Below are 23480 nucleotides of genomic sequence, written 5' to 3'. Positions count from 1 at the left end.
TGAGAGGATCAGGCGACGAGCTGCGCTCAGACTGGCGCAGGTCCGGGTCCAGGCGAGTAGCCTTGGACAGGTTCTCTATCATCAACGCCGATCTGCGGAAGAGGGCGATTTCCGCCGTGTCGTCTGAGTCGTCGCGGACAAACCCGCTGGCAGCCTTTGGTCAAAACGAATGGCTTGTCGACGAGCTGTACCAGAAGTACCTCCAGGATCCCGAGTCTGTGGACCGTGCCTGGTGGAATTTCTTCGCTGATTACACCCCTGACTCCGGGTCGGGGCGAGCCGCACCCCCGGGGGCGGCCACAGCCGCGCCCTCCACTCCAACCCCCGCTGCGGCTCCGGTGACCCCGGCCGCCACACCGGTCACCCCCGCGCCGAAGGCCAAGGCCACCCCGGCGGACAAGCCCAAGCAGGAGACGCAGTTGCCCGCCGGTGCCGAGGAAGTCCGACTCCGTGGCGCGGCCGCCAGGACCGCGGCCAACATGGAGGCCAGCCTCGAGGTCCCGACGGCGACCAGCGTCCGCGCAGTCCCGGCGAAGCTTCTCATCGACAACCGCATCGTGATCAACAACCACCTGTCGCGCGGTCGCGGCGGCAAGGTTTCGTTCACGCACCTGATCGGTTACGCGGTCATCAAGGCCCTGGCAGTCCTGCCGGAGATGAACCACTCCTACACCGAGGTCGACGGCAAGCCGGTGCTGGTCAAGCCCGAGCACGTCAACCTGGGCCTGGCCATCGACGTCGCCAAGAGCGACGGCACCCGCCAGCTCCTGGTGCCGTCGATCAAGGCGACGGAGACCATGGACTTCCGCCAGTTCTGGGTGGCGTACGAAGACGTCGTGCGCAAGGCCAGGGCGGGCAAGCTCGGCGTCGACGACTTCTCCGGCACCACGATCTCGCTGACCAACCCGGGCACGATCGGCACCGTCCACTCGGTGCCGCGGCTGATGCCGGGGCAGGGCACCATCATCGGTGTCGGCGCGATGGAATACCCCGCGGAATACCAGGGCGCCTCCCCCGAGACGCTCTCCCGCCTCGCGGTGAGCAAGGTCATGACGCTCACCAGCACCTACGACCACCGGATCATCCAGGGCGCCCAGTCGGGCGACTTCCTGCGCCAGGTCCACCGGCTGCTGCTGGGCGAGAACGGCTTCTACGACGAGATCTTCGAGGCCCTCCGGATCCCCTACGAGCCGGTCCGCTGGGTCCAGGACATCTCGACCACGCACGACGACGACGTGGCCAAGTCGGCCAGGGTCATCGAGCTGATCCACGCCTTCCGGGTCCGCGGCCACCTGATGGCCGACACCGACCCGCTGGAGTACAAGCAGCGCAAGCACCCCGACCTCGACATCAAGTCGCACGGGCTGACCCTGTGGGACCTGGAGCGCGAGTTCGCCACCGGCGGCTTCGGCGGCCGTCCCCTGATGAAGCTGCGCGAGATCCTCGGCGTGCTGCGCGACTCCTACTGCCGCACCATCGGCGTGGAGTACATGCACATGCAGAACCCCGAGGAGCGGGCCTGGATCCAGGCGCGGGTGGAGCGTCCGCACGCCAAGCCCGACCGCACCGAGCAGCTGCGCGTCCTGGAGCGGCTCAACACCGCCGAGGCGTTCGAGACGTTCCTGCAGACCAAGTTCGTCGGCCAGAAGCGCTTCTCGCTGGAGGGCGGCGAGTCGCTGATCCCGCTGCTCGACTCGGTGCTGTCGGCCGCCGCGGAGGAGGACCTCGACGAGGCCGTCATCGGCATGGCCCACCGCGGCCGCCTGAACGTGCTGGCCAACATCGTGGGCAAGTCCTACGGCCAGATCTTCGGCGAGTTCGAGGGCAACATCGACCCGCGGACGGCGCACGGCTCCGGTGACGTGAAGTACCACCTGGGCGCCACCGGCGACTTCGTCTCGCCCGACGGCAGCAAGCTGAAGACCTCGGTCGTGGCCAACCCCTCCCACCTGGAGACGGTCGACCCGGTCCTGGAGGGCGTGGTCCGCGCCAAGCAGGACCTGCTGGAGCGCGGCGAGGAGGGCTTCACGGTCCTGCCCGTGCTCGTCCACGGCGACGCGGCCTTCGCAGGCCAGGGCGTGGTGGCCGAGACGCTGAACCTGTCGCAGCTGCGGGGCTACCGCACCGGCGGCACGGTGCACATCGTGGTCAACAACCAGGTCGGCTTCACCACCAGCCCGGCGAGCTCCCGCTCCAGCGTCTACGCCACCGACGTGGCCCGGATGATCCAGGCCCCGATCCTCCACGTCAACGGCGACGACCCCGAGGCCGTGGTCCGGGTCGGCAAGCTGGCCTTCGAATACCGCCAGGCGTTCCGCAAGGACGTCGTGATCGACCTGATCTGCTACCGGCGCCGCGGCCACAACGAGTCGGACAACCCGAGCTTCACCCAGCCGCTGATGTACGACCTGATCGACGCCAAGCGCTCCACCCGCAAGCTCTACACCGAGGCGCTGATCGGCCGGGGCGACATCACGGTGGAGGAGGCCGAGGGCGCGCTCCGCGACTACCAGGCCAAGCTGGAGAACGCCTTCGCCGAGACCCGCGAGGCGGCCAAGGTGACGACCGGCGAGTTCGCCCGCCCGGTCGACGTCGACTCCGTCATCCCCTGGTCGCACGACGACACCCCGACGGGGATCTCCGAGGAGACCGTCAAGCGGATCGTCGACACCCAGCTCAACCTGCCGGAGGGCTTCACCGCCCACCCGCGCCTGCTGCCGGTCATCCAGCGCCGCGGCCAGATGGTCGCCGAGGACCGCATCGACTGGGGCATGGGCGAGACCCTCGCCTTCGGGTCGCTGCTGATCGACGGCCACCCGGTCCGGCTGGTCGGCCAGGACTCCCGGCGCGGCACCTTCGTCCAGCGGCACGCCGTGCTGGTCGACCGCCTCACCGGCGAGGAGCACACCCCGCTCAAGACGTTCAACCAGGGCACCACGAAGTTCTACGTCTACGACTCGCTGCTCAGCGAGTACGCCGCGCTCGGCTTCGAGTACGGCTACAGCGTGGAGCGCCCCGAGGCCCTGGTCGCCTGGGAGGCCCAGTTCGGTGACTTCGTCAACGGCGCCCAGTCCGTGATCGACGAATACATCACCGCGGGCGAGCAGAAGTGGGGCCAGCGCTCCGGCGTCACCCTGCTGCTGCCGCACGGCTACGAGGGTCAGGGCCCGGACCACTCCTCGGCCCGCATCGAGCGCTTCCTGCAGATGTGCGCCTACGACAACATGACCGTGGCCCAGCCCACGCTGCCGGCGAACTACTTCCACCTGCTGCGCTGGCAGACGAAGTCCAACCGGCACCGTCCGCTCGTGGTGTTCACGCCCAAGTCGCTGCTCCGGCACAAGGCGGCGGTCTCGCCGGTCGCCGAGTTCACCTCGGGCTCGTTCCGGCCGGTGCTCGGCGACACCACGGTGAGCCCGTCGGAGGTCCGCAAGGTCGTGCTCTGCTCCGGCAAGATCTACTACGACCTGGCGGCGGCGCGTAACGCGCAGGGCCGCAGGGACGTGGCGATCGTCCGGCTGGAGCGCCTCTACCCGTTCCCGGCCAACCCGCTCGCGGCCGAGCTGGGACGCTACGCCGACGGTGTCGAGCTGGTGTGGGCGCAGGACGAGCCGGTCAACATGGGCCCGTGGCCGTTCCTGACGCTGAAGCTGGCGGAGAACCCCGACGCGTTCGGCGGGCGTCCGATCAAGCGGGTCTCCCGCAAGGCGAACTCCTCCCCCGCGACGGGCTCGCACTCGGCGCACGAGGCGGAGCTGCAGCAGATCCTGGGAGAGATCTTCAACTAGGACCCGTCCCGCGGCAGGCAGAAGAGCCGCGGGACAGGGCCTGGGCGTCACCTTCGGAAGTCCCCCACAGGAACCTCTGTGGGGGACTTCCCGTTACTGGAGGAGAAGGATGTACTTCACCGATCGGGGCATCGAGGAGCTCGTCGAGCGCCGCGGCGAGGAAGAGGTCAACATCGTCTGGCTGGCCGAGCGGCTGCGCGAGTTCGTCGACCTGAACCCCGAGTTCGAGACCCCGGTGGAACGGCTGGCCACCTGGCTGGCCCGGCTGGACGACGAGGACGAGTAAGAAGAACGCGATATATCTTGACCTCCTCGCACAACGCGACATATCGTGTCTTGTACAAGGAGGTCACGAACATGCGGCAGTGGACCATCGAGAAACCCGAGCAGCTCGCCTTCGACTCCGTGAGCAAGCTCAACGTCCGGATCGTGGCGGGCCGGCTGGCAGTGCTGGCCAGTGACGGCCCGTCCACCCTTGAGGTCGCCGGCATCGACGACTCTCCCCTGATCGTCACCCACGAGGACGACGGCACGCTCACCGTCGCCTACAAGGACCTGACCTGGGACGGCCTGCTCGGCTGGCTCCGTGCCGGGCGCCGGGAGACCACGCTGACGCTGACCGTTCCGAAGGAGTGCCCGGTCAACGTGGGAGTGGTCTCCGCCTCGGCCGTCGTCGCCGGCTTCGAGAGCCGCACCTCGGTCAAGAGCGTCTCCGGTGAGATCGTGCTCGACGGGGTGAGCGGCGAGATCCACGCCGACACCGTCTCCGGCGACATGGAGAGCCGCAGCCTGGTCGGCGACCTGTCCTTCAAGAGCGTCTCGGGCGAGCTGACCGTGGCCCAGGGCACGCCCCGCCGCCTGCGCGCCACCACCGTCTCCGGCCGGATCACCGCCGACCTGGAGCTCCCCCCGACCGGCCACGTGACGCTGAACAGCGTCTCGGGCGACATAGTGCTCCGGCTGCCGCACGCGGTCGAGACCGACGTCACGCTCCGCTCCACCTCCGGCCGGCTCGCCACCGCCTTCCCCGGGCTCGACCACTCCAGCCAGCCCGGCGTGAAGACGCTGACCGGCCGGCTCGGCGGCGGCATGGCGTCCCTGTCGGCGACCACCGTCTCGGCGGACGTCACTCTGCTGAAGGGAGAGCAGGCATGAGCCCGGTCTTCGGCCACGGGCGGCTCCGTCTTTACCTCCTCAAGTTGCTCCAGGAGAGCCCGCGCCACGGCTACGAGGTGATCCGGCTGCTGCAGGACCGGTTCCTGGGCGTCTACTCGCCCTCGCCCGGCACGATCTACCCCCGCCTGGCCCGGCTGGAGGAGGAGGGCCTGGTCACCCACGAGGTCGTGGACGGCAAGAAGGTCTTCACCCTCACCGACCAGGGCCGCGAGGAGCTGAACGCCCGGCTCGACGAGCTCGCCGACCTCGAACAGGAGATCTCCGACTCCGTCCGCGACATCGCCCGCGAGGTCAAGGAGGACGTGCGCGACACCGTGAAGTCGCTGCGCGAGGAGCTCACCCAGATGGCGCGCGACGTGCGCCAGGGCGCCAAGCAGGAGCAGCGGCAGGCCAAGCAGCAGCAGCGCGACGCCTGGCGGGAGCAGAAGGCCGAGTGGCAGCGGCAGAAGCGTGAGTGGCAGCGCCAGAAGCAGGAATGGCAGCGCCAGACCAAGGAGTGGCAGCACGACTGGAAGCGCATCTGGGCCGAGGGCTTCGCCGGGCACGGGTCACCCGACAGCGACGCCCGGCTCGGGCGGATGCTGGCCGAGTTCGTCGAGGAGATCCGTGAGGACGCCAGGCAGGCGCAGGTGACGGAGGAGACGCTGGCCAGCGCGCAGGACGCCCTCTACGACGCCGCCCGTCGCATCCGCGACGCGCTCCGGTGATCCTGCTGTACGGTCCGCGCCCGCCCCTCCTGCTGTCGGGGTTCCCGTCCCGGATGCCCGGGCCGGCCGTACCCCGGCAGTCAGGCGACGCGCATGGCGCGGACGAGACGCTCCCGAGCCCGTGCGGCCTGTCTGGCCCGGTAGGCGATCGGCATGTATCTGGCCCGTTCGGGCAGGCGCGGCACGGTCGCCGCGACCGCCCGGCCGAGCCGGCGCAGCCGCATCTCGTCGCGTGCGGTCCACGCCAGCCCCAGCTTCTGGCGTACGGCGGGCGGCAGAGTGCCGACCGTGACGAAGTGGTTGACCCGGCCTGAGGTGAGTCCGAGCGGGCCCCACAGTCCGCGCAGCGCCGCGGGCATGATCGGCGGCGGGCCCACGGTCAGCGCGGTGCGCAGCACGTCGTGGGCGGTCGGGTGGTTCTCCAGTGTGGTGTCGACCATGTCGTGGAAGTAGCGCCAGTAGTCGTCGACGGTGGCGGGGAACATCCGCTCGGGGACCCGCAGGATCCGGCCGAGATGGATGACCTCCTCATACAGCCGCCGTTCCTCCTGCGGGGTGTACGGCCGGCCGAAGTACTCCGCCATGGTGACGGCCCGCTCGAAGGCGGTCAGGTGCACCCAGGCGTACGGCTCGGCGCTCAGCGCGTGATATCTCCGGCCCTGAGCGTCGGTCCCCTGGATGTCCTTGTGCATCTCCCGCAGGCGCCTGCCCTCGTCGATCGCCTCCGCCCCGCCGTACACCCAGGTCTGCAGCGAGGTCAGCGAGCGGGTGAGCCGCCCCCAGGGGTCGGCCCGGTAGACCGAGTGGTCGCCGATCGCGGCGCCGACGGCCGGGTGCATGACCTGCATGACGAGGGCGCCGCCCAGCAGGAGCATCAGCCGGTGGTCCCCCATGCCCTCCCACAGCAGGGTGCCGGGGCCGAAGGGTTCGGGGTCGGGGTGTGCGGTCGCGTCGGTCATGCCGGGCCTCCGGGAAATACGTCTCCTATCCGTGTCTATCATCCGGAAAGTCAAAAAGTAACCCGTTACTTACATATCATGATCTGAGTCACCCCGCTCCGGGCCGGCCCGCCGCCACCTGGCGGACCGGCGGCGGGCCGATCAGGGGTGGCCCGGGAGTGGTTCGGAGGGCCGGCTCAGCCTGCCGCGGTGAAGACGATCTTCCCGAACACGTCCCCCTCGTGCATGGCCGCGAACCCCTCGCGGGCCTCGGCCAGCGGGAGCGTCCGGTCGATCGCCGGCCGGAGGCCCGTCTGCTCCAGGAAGCGGGCCAGGCGGGCGAGCTGGTCGCGGGTGCCCATCGTCGAGCCGACCACCGACAGCTGCAGGAAGAAGACCCGGTTCAGGTCGGCCGGGGGGACGGCGCCGCTGGTCGCCCCGGAGACCACGATCCGGCCACCGGGGCGCAGCGCCTTCAGCGAGTGGTCCCAGGTGGCCTGGCCGACGGTCTCCATCACCGCGTCGACCCGCTCGGGCAGCCGGGCTCCGCTCTCGAAGACCCGGTCGGCACCCAGGTCGAGTGCCCGGGCCCGCTTCTCCTCCGAGCGGCTGGTGGCCCAGACCCGGTAGCCACCGGCCCGGCCCAGCGCGATCAGCGCGGTGGCCACCCCGCCTCCGGCCCCCTGGACCAGCACGGTCGAGCCCGGCTCCAGCCCCGCCTTGTCGAACAGCATCCGGTAGGCGGTCAGCCACGCGGTGGGCAGGCAGGCCGCCTCCTCGAAGCTGAGCGCGGCGGGCTTGGGCACCAGGTTGCGCCGGGGGACGGCGACCCGCTCGGCGAAGGTGCCGTCGTACACCTCCGACAGCAGGGACCGCTTGGGGTCGAGCGTCTCGTCGGCACCGCTGCCGATCACCGAGTGCACGATGACCTCGTTGCCGTCCTCGTCGACTCCGGCGGCGTCGCCGCCCAGCACGATGGGCAGCCGCTCCTGGCGGATGCCCACGCCCTTGAGCGTCCACAGGTCGTGGTGGTTGAGCGCGGCGGCCCGCACCGTGACGGTGGTCCAGCCGTCGGGGACCTTGGGTTCGGGGTGCTCGCCGAGCGTGAGCCCGGCGAGCGGGTTGTCGGGATCGGTCTGTGTGGCGGTTACGGCAAACATGGCCGCACCCTACGCCCCCGGCTCGACCACGGCGCCGGCGAACTCCCCTCCGGCGCGCCGCGCGCCTCCGGGACCACGGCGCTCCCCCGTCCGGCGGACTCCCCTCCGGCACGCCGCTCCTCTCCGGGACCGCGGCGCTCCCCCGTCCGGCGGGCCCAGGCTCCCGCCCCGGACCCGTCACGGCCGGGGACCACCGCCGCCGGCGGTCACGGCCTTCACCAGGTCGCGACGTTCACCGGACCGTCGGCGGCCAGGCGGACCTTCCTGCCGACGAGCTCCCGGGATTCGGCCTCGGCGATCAGGTCGGGGTGGCGGAGCTGGGCGTGCGCGCGGCCCCCGCCGGGCAGGTCGGCGATGAGGACGCCGCGGTCGGCCGCACCGTCCCTGCCGTGCGCGACGGTGTATCCGGCGACGGTCGCGGCCCCCTCGTACCCCGTCACGATCGGCACCGGCTCGGCGGTGTGGACCGGCTCGCCGTCGCCGAGCGAACCGCCCGGCTCGGTCGACCAGATCGCGTAGGTGTGCTTGGTCAGATGCATGCCGACCCCGGTGACCAGGCCGTGCCCCGGCGCGGCGCGCAGGCGTCCGGCCATCGCCGCGGTGGAGTGCAGGACGTAGTCGCTGCCCGGCCCGCCGGCGTACGGCAGGCCGCCGGTGACCGTCAGCCCCCGCGGGTCGAGCGGGTCGAGCCCCGTCGCGGCGCAGGCCGAGCGGAGCGCGATCGCGAAACAGCTGTAGAGGTCCAGCGCGCCGACGTCGTCGAGGCCGACGCCCGCCCGCGCGAAGGCCCGCCGGGCCGCGGCCTTCATCGCCGGGGAGGAGCCGGGCTCCGGCCGGGCCGCGACCTCCCAGGTGTCCTCGGCGTAGGCCCACCCCCATAGGTGGACACGTCTGTCCCGGGGGACGCCGAGCCGGTCGGCGAGCCCGGTGCTGACCATGATCGCGGCAGCGGCCTGGTCCACCTCCATGACCGCGACGGTCCTCCTGGTGTACGGCCAGCCGACGGTCCGGTTGTCCCGCGACACGGTGACCAGCTCCTGCGGCGTCCGGACCTCCCGGTGCCAGGCGTGCGGGTTGGCCGCGGCGACCTCCGTCATCGGGGCCATCATCCGGCCCCGGCCCGACCGTTCCTCCTCCAAGGACTCCCGGTCCGCGGCCCGCCGGGCGGTCTCCATGATCGCGTAGGTGTGGACCGGCAGGAACAGCTCGTGGGCCAGCTCGTCCGGGTGCGGGGGACGCTCCCAGCCGTAGGGCGGTTTGGGGACGGCCGGGTGGCTCCACCTGACACGCTCCCCCGCCAGGCGCAGGGCCCTGCGCGTGGCCAGCGCCTCCGCCCCGGCGACCAGCGCGGCGTCCATCTCGCCCGCGGCGATCCGGCCGGCCGCCTCACCCAGGAGCAGCTGCGGAGCCGTACCGCTCACCGTGGAGTAGGCCCGGTGCCGGGGGGCGGCGCCCAGGCGCTCGGCGAGCCTGGCCGCCGGGTCGTCGTACTGCCAGGACTCGGTGTAGACGACCTGGATCGAGTCGAGGCGCTCCAGCACGCCGGGCGCCCCGGCGTCGGCGGCGGCCTCGCGGGCGGCCAGCTCCCACAGATCCAGCGGTTCCGGCCCCGGCTGCTCGCGGACCGTGTGCTGGGCGACGCCGATGAGGCAGGGAGTCCGAGGATCTACGCTCATGCGGACATCCAACCAGAACATCATTCGGGTTAATAGTCCGGAGTTGTTTGAGTTACCCGGGAAACCGGCGGTAAGGACTGCTACCAGTGATGCCCGGGATGCCACCCCATCGACCTGAAATCCCTGTTCACCTGGGAGGATACCTATTGGTTAAATTATAACTAATGGCTATTTAAATAACAGCTCCGCATCAAGGGGAACCATTTCCGGCCTTTTCTCGTCAATTCCCATCCGGCTTCTTGATCCATTCAGTAACGTTCCGAACGTTTTCCTGGCAAGGGATGTCCCGTCCCTGGCCGAGAACGAGAGGAGCTCCATTGAACCCCCGAGCACGGCGCCTCACGATCCCCCTCACCGGCCTTCTCCTGATCGCCGGAGTGATCGGCGCCACCACCGGCGCCAACGCCGGTACGGCCCCCAGCGACGTGGTCAGTTCGGCCGCCTCGGAGACGCCCACGGAGGCCACCGCCTTCTGGTCTCCGGAGCGGATGCGCAAGGCCACCGACGCGACCGGCGACCTCGACATCAGCGTCAAGGGCGGCAGGGCCTCCAGCGCGGCCGGCCCCGACGGGCGGCCCGGATCGGTCCCGCCGACCGGCCAGGAGGGCACCAGGTCGGCCAAGAGCAAGCAGGTCAACCTGCCCAACACCGTCGGCCGGATCTTCTTCACCCTGCCGGGCGCCAACCCGCTGGACCCGGGCAGCTGGAAGTACTGCTCCGGCAGCTCCGTCCAGGGCAGGTACCGCAACCTGGTCGCCACCTCGGCGCACTGCGTCTACGACGTGAAGACCAACCGGTTCTACGACAACTGGATCTTCATCCCGTCCTACTGGGACGGCGACCAGGCGTGGAACGGCAAGAACCCCTACGGCATCTACGCGGCCAAGTGGTTCAACGCGCACGACGACTTCGTGGTGAAGGAGGACTACGACTTCGACTACGCCTTCGTCAACGTCCACTCCGGGTTCAAGGTGAACTGGGAGAAGGACTCCACCGGCACGTGGAAGCCGGTCATCAAGAACGTCGGCAGGCTCGGCGACAACGTCGGCGGCCAGGGCTTCGCCTGGAACCAGAAGGTCAAGGGCAAGGTCTTCTCCTTCGGCTACCCGACCGGCCTCCACCCCGACGGGGACAGGCCCTTCACCGGCCGCACCATGAAGTGGTGCTACGGCACGACCGGCGCCATGCCCGCCGCGCCGAAGTACAACCTCCAGGAGCACACCGGCTTCAAGTGCGCCTTCACCGCGGGCGCCAGCGGCGGCCCCTGGCTGCTGAAGTACAAGAACTCCACCCGGACCGGCTACCTCAACGGCGTCAACAGCGTCGCGTGGGACACCGACAAGAACGACCGGTACGACAAGATCTCCTCGCCGTACTTCAACGGGGACACCTACCAGGTCTACAAGGTCGCGGCCAACCGCTGGACCAACTGACCGCGGCACGGCACATCGCACCGCACCGGCTGTGAGGCCATTCGGCCGGCCCGGCGCGACAAGGGGCCCGGTCTCCCGACCGGGCCCCTCCGCGTTCCGGCGCCACAGGGACCGCGGCGCGCTAGGAGAAGATCAGACCGGTGGTGCCGCGCAGCGAGCACGCGTTGCCGAAGGTCTGCTCGTACCGGATGGACCGGCCGTCCCAGATACCGGTCGCGGTCACCGTGATCGGGTCGTAGGCCATCGCGCACACCAGGTTCGGCAGCGGCCTGAGCCTGGCGATGTCGCCTCCCACCTGGGCCAGCGCCTCACACGCCGCGACCGGGGCGGGGTGCGTGCCGTACGGCGGGTCGCACACCAGCAGGACGTGACGGGCCGCGGCCGCCGAGTTCTCCCCCTCGGCGATGCTCAGCACGAACGCCTTCGTGCTGCCGGGCGGCAGCAGCTGCGCGATCGGCCTGACCGGCACCGGCACACCCGGGCCGGGCCAGTTGGAGCTGAGCCAGGTCGGGCCCGGCCAGTGCGAGCCGGGCCAGTACGGACCGTGCCAGTTCGGGCCCGGCCAGTGCGGAGCGGGCCAGTGCGGGACCGGACGCGGCGGGACCGGACGCGGCGGGACCGGACGCGGCGGGACCGGCCTGCCCGGGCCTGGCCAGTTCGGGCCGGGCCCACCGGGCCAGTTGGGCCCCGGCCAGTGCGGACCGGATCCCCCCGGACCGGGCCAGTGCGGACCGGGCCCGCCGGGGCCGGGCCTACCCGGGCCGGACCATGGCGGCACCGGCTGCGGGACAGGCCGCGGAGCCGGCAGCGGGACGGCCGGGCCGGGCCCGTTGGGCACCGGCGGTGGTGGCACAGCGGCAGCCGTGGTGGAGAACACGAAGGCTCCGGCGGCTGCCAGATGGAAGAGACGTCGCATGAAATCCCCCGATTTCACATCGTGTCGAGTGCCCGCTCAGCGTCCCCCAAGCGTCCCGCCCCAGCAACGACCGACTCTCATGTTTTCGCAGGTCATGGTCTTGTACGGCACACGCCCGCGGGTTCGGTCAAGGGAAGGTAGATCAGACGCGGATCTTGAAAATTCGGTTCCACGATTTTGGTAACGAACTCATATCGGTCCGAGCTTCTGCCCGATTTGTTGCTCTTTAACCGTTCTTTGCCTAGTACGGTCTCGTCTTGTCTCTTTACGCATGCGTGGGCCGTCGTCCCGAGTGGCCCATGACAAAGAAGGAGCTAGATTGAACTCCCGAGCCAAGCGCCTGGTCCTCCCCCTCGGCGGTGCCCTCGTGGCCACCACCATGATCGGCGTCCCCCTCGCAAGCGCCGCCCAGGCAGCGCCCCAGCCCGACGTCAAGTCGTCGGCGCTCACCTCCTCCGGTAACGCGAAGGCCATCGCGGGCTACTGGACCTCCTCCAAGCTCAAGTCCGCCAAGAGCTACGTCGCCGACTCCACCGTCTCGGCCAAGCTGACGAAGACCGGCGCCGCCAAGGCCGCCGCCGACGGCAAGCCGGGCACCATCGCCCCCACCGGCGAGGGCGGCAAGTCCGCGGGCCGGTCGAAGAACCTGAACCTGCCCATCACCGTCGGCAAGGTCTTCTTCCTCGACGACAAGGGCCAGGAGCGCTGGTGCTCCGGTTCCTCGATCCAGTCGAAGTACCGCAACCTGGTCGCCACCGCGGCCCACTGCGTCTACGACACCGACACGAACAAGCCGTTCAGCAACTTCGTGTTCATCCCCGGCTACTACCAGGGCAAGGCTCCCTGGGGCATCTACGTCGGCGCCAAGGTCAACACCCACGACGACTTCACCGTCTTCGAGGACTACGACTACGACTACGCCTTCGTCAACGTCTACAACGGCTTCAAGCAGACGGGCGTCAAGGAGGTCAACCGCTCGGAGTACGAGGCCGCCAAGGGCTTCAAGTACACCGAGGACAAGGCGATCTCCAAGTCCGAGTTCGAGACGGGCTACGAGAAGTACGGCGAGCTCGGCCCGTACTGGAAGAAGGCGGCCGACCCGACCGTCGAGACCGTGGCCAAGCCCGCCGACGTCACCTCCAAGAACGTCGACGAGTACATCGCCACCGGCAAGAACGGCGTCAAGCTGACCGCCGCCGAGGTCGTCGAGAGCGTCTACGCCAAGGCTCCCTCGGGCTTCGAGAACGGCAACAAGTTCGAGCGGAAGACCGTCAAGACCCCGATCAGCCAGGAGGAGTACGCCAGGCTCCTCAAGGAGAAGGGCAACGGCAACTTCCTGGGCAAGCTTGAGGCGACCAAGGACGCCAACGGCACCGAGATCGCCTGGTTCAAGACCCAGTACTTCGTCAAGAAGTGGGTCAAGACCACCGTCAAGGAGCTGTACTTCCACACGAAGTACTTCGTGGTGCTCATGGCCGACTCCGGCCGCCTCGGTGACAACGTCGGCGGCCAGGGCTTCACCTGGAACCAGAAGCTGGGCAAGAAGGTCTTCACCTTCGGCTACCCGACCGCCGCCCACCCCGACGGCAACAAGCCCTACTCCGGTCACACCATGAAGTGGTGCTACGGCACGACCGGCGCCGCGCCCGTCGTCTCGGCCTTCAAGGCCGAGGAGCAGCAGGCGATCAAGTGCGCCTTCACCCCGGGCGCCAGCGGCGGCCCGTTCCTGCTGCAGTACAAGAGCAGCACGCGGACCGGCTACCTCAACGGCGTCGTGAGCCTGACGATCGACAGCGACAAGAACAACCGCTACGACCGGGTCACCACCCCGTACTTCAACGGTGAGACCTACGGCATCTACAAGCACGCCGCCAACCTCTGGACCGGCAAGCTCCCGGGCTGAGCGACGACGTCGTAAGAGTGGGAGGGCCGCTGCCACAGGGCTCTCCCACCCTTTGACGGGGTGCTTATGCCTATCAGGTAAGACTTAACTGGATAACGGTGTAAAGCGGATCAAGCAACTGAGCTGCCCAAAACTTAGTTGATCTGGAAAAATCACCTCTTACAGCCCTCCATTCCACCCCTGATCCCCCGAAGGAAACGGCCTTCATGTTCCCCCGCGCACGGCGGTTCGCGACCACACTCGGCGCCCTCGTCGCCAGTGGTGTGCTCGTGATGTCCGCGTCCGCCGGGGCCGCGAACGCCGACGGCGCCCTCTACGCGCCCAGCAGCATCACCTCCATCACGCTGACCAAGAACAGCGCGGACATGAAGCGGATCGCGGAGTACTGGAGCCCGGCCAGGCTCAAGGAGGCGCAGGACAACACCCCCGCCACGCCCGAGATCAGGCCCAGCAGCGGCAGCACCTCCTCGGCGCCCGCCTCTCCCAGGCCCACCAGTACCGGCACCGCCACCACGGCCACCGCCGCCGCGGCGGGCAGCAAGGCGACGGCCACCACGGCCTACAGCAGCGGCGCGACCGCCACCACCGTCAGGCCCACGCTCCCGAAGGACACTCCCCCTGTCATCGGAAACTCCCCGATGTCCGTCGGCAAGGTGTTCTTCCGGATCGGGGACAAGGACTACTGGTGCTCCGCCTCGGCGGTAGCCTCCAAGAGCCGCAGCCTGGTCGCCACGGCCGGGCACTGCGCCTACGACGCCAAGCAGGCCAAGAACGCCGACTACTGGATCTTCATCCCGGGCTACGACAGGGGCGCCACCCCTTACGGGATCTACGTCGGTCACTCCCTCAACCTGCACGAGAGCTTCGTCGGCGAGGGCGACTACGACTACGACTACGCCTTCGTCAACGTGCACGACGGGTTCAAGTGGAAGCCGGGCAAGACCGCGAACACCTATGAGATGGAGTCCGTGGGCAGCCTGGAGGACAACGTCGGCGGCCAGGGCCTGGTGGTCAGGCGCGGCATCAACCAGTCCACTCTCGCCTTCGGCTACCCCGCCGCCCCCCAGGCCGACGGCAGCAGGCCCTACGACGGCCAGAAGCTGCGCTGGTGCAGCGGACGCACCAGCCGGAGGACGGCCCCCGCCCGCCTGGTCGAGCTGGGCGTCGCGCTCAAGTGCGGGTTCACCGGCGGGGCGAGCGGCGGTCCCTGGCTGGTCGACTACGACCCCGAGACCGGCCTCGGCTACATCAACGGTGTCAACAGCTTCGCCTGGGACACCGACACCGACCGCAAGTACGACCTGATCTCCTCGCCGTACTTCATCGCGTCGACCTACGTCGTCTATCGGTGGGCGGACAGCCAGCGGGCTAGATGACCTTATAGGCGTCTTAAATACGCCTTAAGGGAGCCTTAGGTCGCACTTCTGTATTCAGGGGCCTACATAGGTTTGTTGCTTGTCGTCCCGCAGTTTCCAGACTTCTGGAGACGTTGCAGCGCAAGGAGCACCTCTTTTGAAGCACTCTCTTCTCCCCCTCGGTGGCGCCGCACTCGCCACCGGTCTGCTGGCCGTCGGCCTGACCGGCACCGCCCAGGCCGCGCCGGACTGGGCCACCGACAGGATGGCCGGCACCGAGGCGTCGGCGCTGTCCGTCGCCAGGTTCTGGGCCGCCTCCAACTACGTGGCCCTGAAGAAGGCGACCGCCTACTCGCCCGACGCCGCGACCCCCAGGCTGACCGCCGGCGGCGGCTACTCCCCCGACGGGCGGCCCGGCACCATCCCCCCCATCGGCGCGGAGAAGCCCACCCCGTCGCTCGTCAAGAACGTCAACCTGCCCAAGACCATCGGCAAGGTGTTCTTCGTCGCCAACGGCGAGTTCCGGTGGTGCTCGGCCACTTCGATCCAGTCGAAGTACCGCAACCTGGTCGCCACGGCCGCTCACTGCGTCTATGACACCGCCAACAACGGTCACACCATGGACAAGTGGGTCTTCGTCCCGGGTTACTACCAGGGCAAGGTGCCGTGGGGCATCTACGTCGGCAAGCAGGCGTGGACGCACTACGACTTCGACGTCTTCGAGGACTACGACAAGGACTACGCCTTCGTCACGGTCTACAACGGCATCGGCTTCGACCGCGGCCTCAAGGACGTCGGCCGCCTCGGCGACAACGTCGGCGGCATGGGCTTCACCTGGAACCAGCCGACCGGCAAGCCGGTCTACGCCTTCGGCTACCCCGCCGCCCCGCACCCCGACGGCAACAAGCCCTACAGCGGCGTGACGCCCAAGTACGTGTACGGCAAGCCGTCCGGCAAGATCTACGTCTCCGCCGCGGAGAAGGTCGAGGAGCACGTCGGCCTCAAGGGCGCCTTCACCCCCGGCGCTGACGGCGGCCCGTGGCTGTCGCAGTACAGCAGCAGCCGGCGCCTGGGCTACGTCAGCGGCGTCACGAGCCTGTTCGGCGACCAGGACAAGAACAACCGCTACGACCTGATCACCTCGCCCTACTTCGACGGCGAGACGGCCGACATCTACAAGAAGGCCGCCAACGTGTGGTCCGGCTCGATCGTCCGCAAGTAAGCCTGTCCGGCCCCGGCAAGGGGCCCAGGCACCTCAGCTCCACCCGCGGGACCCGGCGCGTGCGCCGGGTCCCGCACCCGTTTCCGGGGTCGGCGGCCCTCATCCGGAGCCCGCAGGGCCGGAGAACGCGATCGGGGGACCTCCCGCGGCCCTCCAAGCCCCTCCGGGATGCCCGAAAGGCCGGATCCAGAGGTTCCCGGAAGACCGGAGAGCGCGGGCCGGAGGCTTCCCGCGGGATCCGGAGGCCCGATCCGGGCTCTCGCAGAGGGGCCGGAGGGCGTGATCCAAGAATTTTCCGGGGCGCAGGGGCTTGATCCAGGTCTGCGGAGGGCTCGGGAACCCCGACCCGGGGCCTCGCGGAGGCTCTGAGAGCCGGATCCGAGACTTGCGGAGGGCCCGGGAACCCCGACCCGGGGCCTCGCGGAGGCTCGGAGGCCCTGTTTTTCCGGCTTTCCGGGGCTTCCCTCCCCCTGATTCGGCGGCGGATCGTGCGCGTTAGACGTGACTTCCGGCAAATCGGTGCCATTGATCTGATGTGATCTGCGTCACATCACTCTCGTGACCGAACGTATCGGGGCACTCACGCCACATCGGTCACATTCACAACAGGCTCCCGCCTATCTGCGGAAACGCAGCGCATCAGCCTCAAACACAACAACCACTCCGCAGCCGTTCAAACATCACAGAATGATCTCGGCCCGGCGCATGGGGTCCTTACCCCTCAAAGCGGCTTCCGATCCTCAAGATCAGCCCTGTATGTTCTGGCTATCCCTTTACTGACGCATGGGACGCAAGAAGCGTTCCACATCAGACCAAGGAGTCACCTTGAAGCGCATCCTCCTCCCCGCCGGCGGCGCCGTTCTCGCCACCGGCCTGCTGGCCGCCGGTCTGGCTGGCACCGCCAACGCCAACCCGGACTGGGCCTATGACACGATGGCCAAGGACGCCCCGTCCGCCGTCGCGGTCGCCAAGTTCTGGCTCGCGGCCAACAACCACACCAACAACCTCGCCAAGGCGACCCCCTACACCTGGGAGACCAAGGCGACGCCGACGCTGAACGCCGGTGGTGGCTACACCCCCGACGGCAAGCCCGGCACCATCGCCCCCATCGGCGAGGAGAAGAAGTCCACCTCCGTCGTCAAGAACATCAACCTGCCGCGCACCATCGGCAAGGTGTTCTTCGTTGACGCTGAGGGCGACCTCAAGTGGTGCTCCGCCACCTCGATCCAGTCGAAGTACCGCAACCTGGTCGCCACGGCCGGTAGCTGCGTCTACGACGACAAGAAGAACGCCAGTGTCATGGACAACTGGGCCTTCGTCCCGGCTTACTACCAGGGCAAGGCGCCGTTCGGTGTGTTCGTCGGCAAGCAGGCGTACACCCACTACGACTACACCATGTTCAACGACCGTGACAAGGACTACGCCTTCGTCACCGTCTACAACGGTGTGCAGGTCGGCGGCGGCACCCCCAAGCAGGTCACGAAGGCTGACTTCGACAAGTACACGGGCGCCAAGGTCGTGGACGAGAAGTCGATCAGCGAGGCCGAGTACAAGGCTGGCCTGGAGAAGTACGGCCAGGACGGCCCGTTCAAGTCGGCTGCTGTCGACCCCAAGGTCGAGACCGTCGCCAAGCCGGCTGACGCTGCTGCGAACATCGAGAAGTACATCGCCGAGGGCAAGGACGGCGTCAAGCTGGTCGGCGCCGAGGTTGTCAAGAGCGCGTACGACGCTGCCCCCTCCGGCCTGGAGAACGGCAACAAGTTCGAGCGTCTGAGCAACCTGGTCAACATCAGCCTTGAGGAGTACAACGAGCTCAAGGCGAAGAAGGCCAGCGGCGGCTTCCTGGGCAACCTCGAAGAGGTCAAGGACGCCAAGGGCAACGTCATTGGCTGGACCAAGCAGCAGTTCTACGTGAAGAAGTGGGTCAAGACCACCACCGCCACGCGGTACTGGGTCGAGACCTACTACGTCATCGACGGCTTCATCAAGGACACCGGCCGTCTCGGCGAGGCCGTTGGTGGCCAGGGCTTCACCTGGAACCAGAAGACCGGCCAGACCGTGTACATCTTCGGTTACCCGGCGGACGCTCACCCCGACGGCAACAAGGCCTACACCGGCACGACGCCGAAGTGGTGCTACGGCAAGACCACCGGCAAGGTGTACGTCTCCGCGGCTGAGAAGGTCGAGGAGCACGTTGGCCTCAAGTGCGCGATGACCCCGGGCGCCAACGGCTCCCCGTGGCTCGTCAAGTACAGCAGCGCCAAGCGTCTCGGCTACGTCAACGGTGTCACCAGCCTGTTCGGTGACCAGGACAAGAACGGCCGCTACGACCTGAGCACCTCGGCGTACTTCGATGGCGAGACCGCCATGATCTACAACAAGGCTGCCAACGTGTGGTCCGGCTCGATCGTCAAGTAGTCCTGACGATCACCTGAGTCCGGGGGTCCAAACCTCGAACTCACCCTGCTCCATCCGAGGGGCCCGGCTTCTGCCGGGCCCCTCGGCCTTTTCCCCCATGTCCCACCTGGGAGCCTGCGACCCCCGGAGCCCGCGGTGACGCGGCCTCAGGCGAGGCTGAACTCCCTGGTCCGCTCGTTCAGCTCCCGCACGGCGGGCTCGCCGGCGAAGGGGGCCAGCCGCCGCCGCAGGTCGGCGGCGTATGACTGGGTGCGGGCCGACTGCAGCCCCCCGGCCAGCTCCAGCGCCTGACCGGCGGCCACGCAGGCCTGCTCCACCTCGCCGCACCCGAGCAGCCCCGCCGACAGCAGCGACAGGTTGAACATGCGCCCGCGGACGTAGCGCCCGTCCATGTCCAGCGAACGCGTCGCGTGCCGTACCGCCCCCGGCCCGTCGCCCAGGTCGCGGAAGCAGTGGGCGAACTTGGCCGACAGGTAAGCCTCGTCGAAGTAGGCGATCCAGTCGGGCTCGTCACCGGCCTCACGCTGGTCGAAGGCCAGCTCGGCGCCGTGCAGGGAGTTGGCGCACGCCCCCCGGTCGTCCATCAGGGCGTGGGCGTGGGCCTCCAGCACCTGCGCCTCCGCCAGCAGGGCGAAGACCCCGGCGCGACGGGCCGACAGCTGCGCGGCGCGCGCCAGGTCGAGGGCGTGCGCGGGCTGCCCTATGTAGAGGGCCTGGTGGCTCATCCCGGCGAGGATCTCCCCGCCGAGTCCGTGGTCCCCCGCCCCCCGGGCCAGGCGCAGCGCCTGGATCAGGTAACGCTGGGCCAGGCCGTGCTGCTCCAGGTCGTAGGCCATCCATCCGGCCAGCCGGGTCAGCTCGGCCGCGGCCGACGCCAGCGCCTTGCCGGTGCTCTCGCCGTAGGAGCCGTCGCTGAGCAGCGGCGCGACCGCCGTGTCCAGATATTTCACGACCGCCGAGCGGACCCTGCCACCGCCGAACCTGTTGTCCAGCTCGCCGAAGGACCGGGTGACCTCCCGGATCGCCTCGATGTCGGCCATGCCCACCCGCCGGGCGCCGCCCGCGACGGGACGGCCCTCCAGCGGGAGGGTCAGCCAGCGCAGGGCGCCGGCGGACCCGGCCCCGATCGCGAAGGTCGAATCGAGCAGGAACCTGCGTCTCTCAACATCTCCCCGCCACAGTGCCGTCACGGTCGCGATCCCCTCCTGCCATGTATGTGTGAACTCCTGCCCGAGGTCGGAAGGGGTCGAGACGACCGGCAGACCGAGATCTTCCGGGCTGACCGTCCGGCCGAGCCGGAGTGCGAAGATCTCCGCCAGCAGTCCCGGCACCGGATCCCTCGGCCGCCGGCCGCCGATCCAGCGCAGCACGGAGCTGTGGTCGTACTTCAGGCCTGGCAGACCCCGGGCCGCGCCGAGATCGTTGACCCTGCGGGACAGTCCTTTGTGTGTGAAACCCGCTTCAGCGATGAGTCGCTGAAGCAATTGGTTGGGCTCGCGTTCCACCGCTCTCCTCACCGTGAGAAGCCGCCGGGGCGCCGGAACCCGTCCGCGCCCCCCTGCGCCCGTATCCGTCCCTCGTGCACACTCTTGCCCGATAGGTGACGGAGAGCTTTTTTTATAGCACGATCCGTGACTGTTTTTTGAATTTCCCAAAAGCAGAAGACGCCTCTTGCCCGATCGGGCGAGAGGCGTCTTCACAGGCGGATCCGGAGGTCTTCGCGGACGCGCCCGAAGGGCTGCACGGGTGGCGGCGCCGTCGGCGCGGGCGGGCCCGGACCTGGGTACGGACCGGGACCGACGCCCGCGGACGGACGGGGACGGGGACGGCGCCGCCGGAGGCGGCTAGAGGCGGGCGACCCCGTCGGCGCGGGCCTGCGCGGCGACCGCGGCGATGACCGCGGGGGCCACGCGCCCGTCGAAGGGGCTCGGGATCACGTAGTCGGCCGACAGATCGTCGCCGACCACCGCGGCCAGCGCCTGGGCCGCGGCCACCTTCATGTTTTCGGTGATGGTGGTGGCGCGGACGTCGAGCGCCCCCCGGAAGACGCCGGGGAAGGCCAGCACGTTGTTGATCTGGTTGGGGAAGTCGGAGCGGCCGGTCGCCACCACCTGGGCGTGCCGGCCGGCGACCGCCGGGTGCACCTCGGGCTCCGGGTTGGACAGCGCGAAGACGATCGCGCCGGGCGCCATCGAGGCGATGGCCGCCTCCGACACCGTCGAGCCCGAGAGCCCGACGAACACGTCGGCACCGGCCAGCGCCTCCTCCGTGGAGCCCCGCAGGGCGGCCCGGTTGGTGTCGCGCGCCAGCGCCTCCTTCACCGGGTTGAGGCCGTCGCGGCCCTGGTGGATCAGGCCCTTGGAGTCGGACACCGCGATGTCACCGATGCCCGCGTTGAGCAGGATGCGGCTGACCGCCACGCCGGAGGCTCCGGCGCCCGCCACCACGGCCCGCAGGTCGCCCAGCGAGCGGCCGGTCAGCCGGGCGGCGTTGGTCAGCGCCGCCAGCACGACGATCGCGGTGCCGTGCTGGTCGTCGTGGAAGACGGGGATGTCCAGGAGCCCGCGCAGCCGGTCTTCGACCTCGAAGCAGCGCGGCGCGCTGATGTCCTCGAGGTTGATGCCGCCGAAGGAGGGCGCGAGCCGCACCACCGTCTCGACCAGCGCGTCCACCTCGGTGCAGTCGAGGCAGATCGGCACCGCGTCGACACCGGCGAACTGCTTGAACAGCAGGGCCTTGCCCTCCATCACCGGCATGGCGGCGGCGGGCCCGATGTCGCCGAGCCCGAGCACGGCGGTGCCGTCGGAGACGACGGCGACCACGTTGGACACCCAGGTGTAGTCGTTGACGAGCTCGGGCTGCTCGGCGATCGCGGTGCAGACCCTCGCCACCCCGGGGGTGTAGGCGAGCGCCAGGTCGTCGGCGTTGTTGACCGGGACGGTGGAGCGGGTCTCCAGCTTGCCGCCGCGGTGCAGGGCGAAGGCCGGATCCAGGTCGAGGGATTCGAGGGATTCGGAGGAGATGGAGATGGAGGATGGCGTAACGGCCACAGCGACCCCTGTAGTTCAGTCAGACAGACGGATTGGTTCCTTCGGAGACGCCGTGGCGGGCGTGGCCCGGCTTCGGTAGCCGCTCGGGCCCGCTCGCTGAGAACGGTCGTCTGGAGGGGTACGGGGGTCACCCGTCGCTCGATTGTGCCACATGGTGAGACTCTCACCAGTGACAGAGATTGCTCACTTCCGTTGACATGATGTCGGCCTCGTTCATTGACATGGTGCGGCCCCTCCGTGCGTGTAATACTCAGAGCCCCATTCGTCTCTTACATCGATGGACCGCCCGGTGGATCTGACCTCCTACGCCGAGTTGGCTGTGCTGCTCATCAACAGCCCCGACCGACTGACCGGTCTGGACGGGCTGCGCGCCCTCCTGGAGGAGGGCCGCCGTTACCGTCCCGGCTGCCGCATCACCCGGGGCGATCTCGACGCCCTGCGTGACCTGCGCGAAGAGCTGGTGACCGTGTTCGAGTCCGCCGCCGGCGGCGACGAGCAGGACGTGGTCGACCGGCTCAACTCGCTGCTGATCCAGCATCCGGTCCAGCCGCAGATCTCCGGCCACGACGGCGAGCGCTGGCACCTGCACCTCACCGAGGGCGGCCGGATGGCCGACCAGTACGCCGTGGGCGCCGTCATGGGCCTGGCCACCATCGTGACCGACCTCGGCGTGAACCGGCTCGGTCTCTGCCAGGCGCCGCCCTGCCGCCGGGCCTACCTCGACACCTCCTCCAACCGGTCGCGGCGCTACTGCTCCGAGCGGTGCGCCAGCCGGGCGAACGTGGCCGCCTATCGCGCCCGCCGGAAGGTCAACGGCCAGTAGCGCAGCACCACCCGGCCGACGAGCAGCGACGGCGGCACGGCGCCGAAGTCCCAGCTGTCACGGCGCCCGGAGGCCCGCTGGTTGTCGCTCTCCAGCCACCATCCCCCGTCCGCCTCCCAGGCGGCCCGTTTGACGATCAGCCGCGACGGGTCGGCGGGGAGCCGGGCGACGACCAGATCTCCCGGCCTGATCCGGGCGCCGCGGCGCACCCAGAGCCAGTCCCCGGAGCACAGCGCGGGCAGCATCGAATCCCCGTCGACACGGACTCTCACGGGCGCAACCCCCTTACACACGGGCTTTTCGAAGACGAGTAAGGTCGGTACTGGACCATGCTGATCTCAGCATCAAGGAAGGATTTTCCGATGCTCGCACGACTTCTGCGACCCAAGCACGTCGCGTCCGCCCACTGTGACCTGCCCTGCGGCGTGTACGACCCGGCCCAGGCCCGCATCGAGGCCGAGTCCGTCAAGGCGATCATGGAGAAGTACGTCGCCAACGAGGACCCGGTCTTCCGCACCCGCGCGCTCATCATCAAGGAGCAGCGGGCCGAGCTGGTCAAGCACCACCTGTGGGTGCTGTGGACCGACTACTTCAAGCCCCCGCACCTGGAGACCTACCCCCAGCTGCACCAGCTCTTCTGGGACGCCACCAAGCTGGCCGGCGCCGCGGGCGGCAAGGGCACCGTCGACCCGAAGCAGGCCGACGACCTGCTGGCCAAGATCGACGAGATTTCCAAGATTTTCTGGGCGACCAAGGCCGCCTGAGCGGCGAGCCGCGACGCGCAGCGTCGCGATTGACCCGCGAGGGTGCGCCGGTGAGCTGGACTGAGGAGCGAGGGAGCGCGGGTGGCGCGGGCGAGGCGGGCGTGTAGGGCGGCGACCTCCTGGGCGATCTGGTCTTCGAGGAGGAGAGCGT

At 69.1% G+C, this 23480-nt stretch carries 18 protein-coding genes; 11 read left to right on the top strand and 7 right to left on the bottom strand.

The window, feature by feature from the left end:
• The first annotated feature begins 116 nt into the window (after positions 1-116).
• The 4 genes from ACWDS7_RS20490 (at position 117) to ACWDS7_RS20475 (ending at position 5671) form a co-directional block, all read left to right on the top strand.
• Positions 117-3788, top strand: coding sequence for a multifunctional oxoglutarate decarboxylase/oxoglutarate dehydrogenase thiamine pyrophosphate-binding subunit/dihydrolipoyllysine-residue succinyltransferase subunit (locus ACWDS7_RS20490; protein WP_306864473.1), 3672 nt, complete (start codon positions 117-119; stop codon positions 3786-3788).
• A gap of 109 nt (positions 3789-3897) precedes the next feature.
• A complete protein-coding gene (locus ACWDS7_RS20485; protein WP_306864470.1) occupies positions 3898-4074 on the top strand; it encodes a DUF6104 family protein in 177 nt (58 codons plus the stop codon).
• Between the two features lie 71 nt (positions 4075-4145).
• Positions 4146-4943 carry a DUF4097 family beta strand repeat-containing protein gene (locus ACWDS7_RS20480; RefSeq protein WP_451930546.1) on the top strand — a complete coding sequence of 266 codons (798 nt, stop codon included), beginning with the start codon at positions 4146-4148 and terminating at the stop codon, positions 4941-4943.
• The gene (locus ACWDS7_RS20475) at positions 4940-5671 is read left to right on the top strand and encodes a helix-turn-helix transcriptional regulator (protein WP_451930545.1); all 732 of its coding nucleotides are present in this window, start codon (positions 4940-4942) and stop codon (positions 5669-5671) included. Before ACWDS7_RS20480 ends, ACWDS7_RS20475 begins: the two co-directional genes overlap by 4 nt.
• A gap of 80 nt (positions 5672-5751) precedes the next feature.
• Here the strand turns inward: ACWDS7_RS20475 and ACWDS7_RS20470 are convergent, their stop codons facing one another.
• The 3 genes from ACWDS7_RS20470 to ACWDS7_RS20460 form a co-directional block, all read right to left on the bottom strand.
• Positions 5752-6630: an oxygenase MpaB family protein gene (locus tag ACWDS7_RS20470; protein WP_451930544.1), complete on the bottom strand. Its 879-nt coding sequence runs from the start codon at positions 6628-6630 to the stop codon at positions 5752-5754.
• A gap of 176 nt (positions 6631-6806) precedes the next feature.
• Positions 6807-7769 carry a zinc-binding dehydrogenase gene (locus ACWDS7_RS20465; protein WP_451930543.1) on the bottom strand — a complete coding sequence of 321 codons (963 nt, stop codon included), beginning with the start codon at positions 7767-7769 and terminating at the stop codon, positions 6807-6809.
• Positions 7770-7984: 215 nt separating this feature from the next.
• The gene (locus ACWDS7_RS20460; protein ID WP_451930542.1) at positions 7985-9445 is read right to left on the bottom strand and encodes an acetyl-CoA acetyltransferase; all 1461 of its coding nucleotides are present in this window, start codon (positions 9443-9445) and stop codon (positions 7985-7987) included.
• Between the two features lie 317 nt (positions 9446-9762).
• Between ACWDS7_RS20460 and ACWDS7_RS20455 the strand changes: the two genes are divergently transcribed.
• Positions 9763-10878 carry a trypsin-like serine peptidase gene (locus tag ACWDS7_RS20455; protein ID WP_451930541.1) on the top strand — a complete coding sequence of 372 codons (1116 nt, stop codon included), beginning with the start codon at positions 9763-9765 and terminating at the stop codon, positions 10876-10878.
• Positions 10879-10999: 121 nt separating this feature from the next.
• Here ACWDS7_RS20455 and ACWDS7_RS20450 read toward each other — a convergent pair whose 3' ends face one another.
• A complete protein-coding gene (locus tag ACWDS7_RS20450) occupies positions 11000-11347 on the bottom strand; it encodes an SSI family serine proteinase inhibitor (RefSeq protein ID WP_451930540.1) in 348 nt (115 codons plus the stop codon).
• 766 nt (positions 11348-12113) lie between these two features.
• On the opposite strand from ACWDS7_RS20450, the gene ACWDS7_RS20445 reads away from it, so the two are divergent.
• From ACWDS7_RS20445 to ACWDS7_RS20430, 4 genes are all read left to right on the top strand, one after another.
• Complete coding sequence (locus ACWDS7_RS20445; protein ID WP_451930539.1) at positions 12114-13697, top strand: hypothetical protein; 1584 nt, start codon at positions 12114-12116, stop codon at positions 13695-13697.
• 206 nt (positions 13698-13903) lie between these two features.
• Positions 13904-15073: a trypsin-like serine peptidase gene (locus ACWDS7_RS20440; RefSeq protein ID WP_451930538.1), complete on the top strand. Its 1170-nt coding sequence runs from the start codon at positions 13904-13906 to the stop codon at positions 15071-15073.
• A gap of 136 nt (positions 15074-15209) precedes the next feature.
• Positions 15210-16274: a trypsin-like serine peptidase gene (locus tag ACWDS7_RS20435; RefSeq protein WP_451930537.1), complete on the top strand. Its 1065-nt coding sequence runs from the start codon at positions 15210-15212 to the stop codon at positions 16272-16274.
• Between the two features lie 825 nt (positions 16275-17099).
• Positions 17100-18692, top strand: coding sequence for a trypsin-like serine peptidase (locus tag ACWDS7_RS20430; RefSeq protein ID WP_451930536.1), 1593 nt, complete (start codon positions 17100-17102; stop codon positions 18690-18692).
• Between the two features lie 146 nt (positions 18693-18838).
• Here the strand turns inward: ACWDS7_RS20430 and ACWDS7_RS20425 are convergent, their stop codons facing one another.
• Both ACWDS7_RS20425 and ACWDS7_RS20420 read right to left on the bottom strand, forming a co-directional pair.
• The gene (locus tag ACWDS7_RS20425; protein ID WP_451930535.1) at positions 18839-20197 is read right to left on the bottom strand and encodes a hypothetical protein; all 1359 of its coding nucleotides are present in this window, start codon (positions 20195-20197) and stop codon (positions 18839-18841) included.
• A gap of 339 nt (positions 20198-20536) precedes the next feature.
• The gene (locus tag ACWDS7_RS20420) at positions 20537-21742 is read right to left on the bottom strand and encodes an NAD(P)-dependent malic enzyme (RefSeq protein WP_451930534.1); all 1206 of its coding nucleotides are present in this window, start codon (positions 21740-21742) and stop codon (positions 20537-20539) included.
• A 277-nt stretch (positions 21743-22019) separates the two neighbouring features.
• On the opposite strand from ACWDS7_RS20420, the gene ACWDS7_RS20415 reads away from it, so the two are divergent.
• On the top strand, positions 22020-22565 hold the full coding sequence (locus tag ACWDS7_RS20415; protein WP_451930533.1) for a CGNR zinc finger domain-containing protein: 546 nt from the start codon (positions 22020-22022) through the stop codon (positions 22563-22565).
• Here the strand turns inward: ACWDS7_RS20415 and sodX are convergent.
• On the bottom strand, positions 22532-22837 hold the full coding sequence (gene sodX, locus ACWDS7_RS20410) for a nickel-type superoxide dismutase maturation protease (protein ID WP_451930532.1): 306 nt from the start codon (positions 22835-22837) through the stop codon (positions 22532-22534). The two genes, ACWDS7_RS20415 and sodX, sit on opposite strands and share 34 nt — an antisense overlap.
• 90 nt (positions 22838-22927) lie before the next feature.
• Between sodX and sodN the strand changes: the two genes are divergently transcribed.
• A complete protein-coding gene (gene sodN / locus ACWDS7_RS20405) occupies positions 22928-23329 on the top strand; it encodes a superoxide dismutase, Ni (RefSeq protein ID WP_306864426.1) in 402 nt (133 codons plus the stop codon).
• Positions 23330-23480 lie beyond the last annotated feature (151 nt).

This window comes from Streptosporangium sp. NPDC003464 (assembly GCF_053588315.1).
Note: the sequence above shows the minus strand (reverse complement) of the source record. Positions and strands in the feature narration are given on the sequence as shown.